The sequence below is a fragment of the Mycobacterium sp. TH-M82 genome (genome assembly GCF_057473605.1).
Genome location: NZ_JBYCKY010000908.1, coordinates 1 through 1230 on the forward strand (window position 1 = coordinate 1; position 1230 = coordinate 1230).

The following is a 1230-nucleotide window of genomic DNA, read 5'->3' on the forward strand; positions in this document are numbered from 1 at the left end:
CCGGCATCCACTCCGGCGACTCGGCGTGCGCGCTGCCGCCGGTGACGCTGGGCCGCCAGAACATCGAGCAGGTGCGCCGCGCCACCGAGGCCATCGCGCACGGTGTCGGGGTGGTGGGGTTGCTCAACGTGCAGTTCGCGCTGAAGGATGACGTGCTCTACGTGCTGGAGGCCAATCCGCGGGCCAGTCGCACCGTGCCGTTCGTGTCCAAGGCGACGGCGGTGCCGCTGGCCAAAGCCTGCGCCCGGATCATGCTGGGCGCCTCCATCTCCGCGCTGCGCGCCGAGGGCCTGCTCGCGGCCTCCGGTGACGGCGCCGATGTCGGGCCGGACGCACCCATCGCGGTCAAGGAAGCCGTACTTCCGTTCCATCGGTTCCGCCGCGAAGACGGCTCCGGCATCGACTCGCTGCTGGGCCCGGAGATGAAGTCCACCGGCGAGGTGATGGGCATCGACCGCGAATTCGGCAGTGCGTTCGCCAAGAGTCAGACCGCCGCCTACGGTTCGCTGCCGGTGCACGGCACGGTCTTCGTGTCGGTGGCCAACCACGACAAGCGGTCCCTGGTCTTCCCGGTGAAGCGGCTGGCGGACTTGGGATTCCGGGTGCTGGCCACCGAGGGGACCGCGGAGATGCTGCACCGCAACGGTATACCGTGTGACGTGGTGCGCAAGCTTTTCCAGGAGCCCAGCCGCGACCGGCCGCTTCCATCAGCGGTCGACGCGATCCGAGCCGGCGAGGTCGACCTGGTGATCAACACCCCCTACGGCAACGCCGGTCCGCGGGTGGACGGCTATGAGATCCGTGCGGCGGCGGTGGCGATGAACATCCCGTGTGTGACCACCGTGCAGGGTGCGGCGGCCGCGGTGCAGGGCATCGAGGCCGGAATCCGCGGTGATATCGGGGTGCGGTCGCTGCAGGAACTGCACAGCGCACTCGGCGGGCGCGGGCACTGATGGTGGCCGGGTTCGGTGCGCGGCTGGCGGCGGCGGTGACGGCGCGCGGGCCGCTGTGTCTGGGCATCGACCCGCACCCCGAACTGCTGCGGGCCTGGGGTCTGCCGGTGAGCCCGGACGGGCTGGCCGCGTTCTGCGACACCTGTGTGGCGGCGTTCACCGGGTTCGCGCTGGTCAAACCCCAGGTGGCGTTCTTCGAGGCGCACGGTGCGGCCGGCTACGCCGTGCTGGAGCACACCATCGCCGCGCTGCGCGCCGCCGGGGTGTTGGTGCTGGC

General features: G+C 71.0%; 1 protein-coding gene and 1 pseudogene. Both read left to right on the forward strand.

The features are described from left to right. Window positions 1-953, forward strand: a 953-nt coding sequence (locus AC2VON_RS26635; RefSeq protein WP_486955457.1) for an ATP-binding protein, incomplete at its 5' end; no start/stop codon positions are given. 2 nt (window positions 954-955) lie between these two features. Next, window positions 956-1230: pseudogene (locus AC2VON_RS26640) on the forward strand (orotidine-5'-phosphate decarboxylase); the annotation flags it as partial.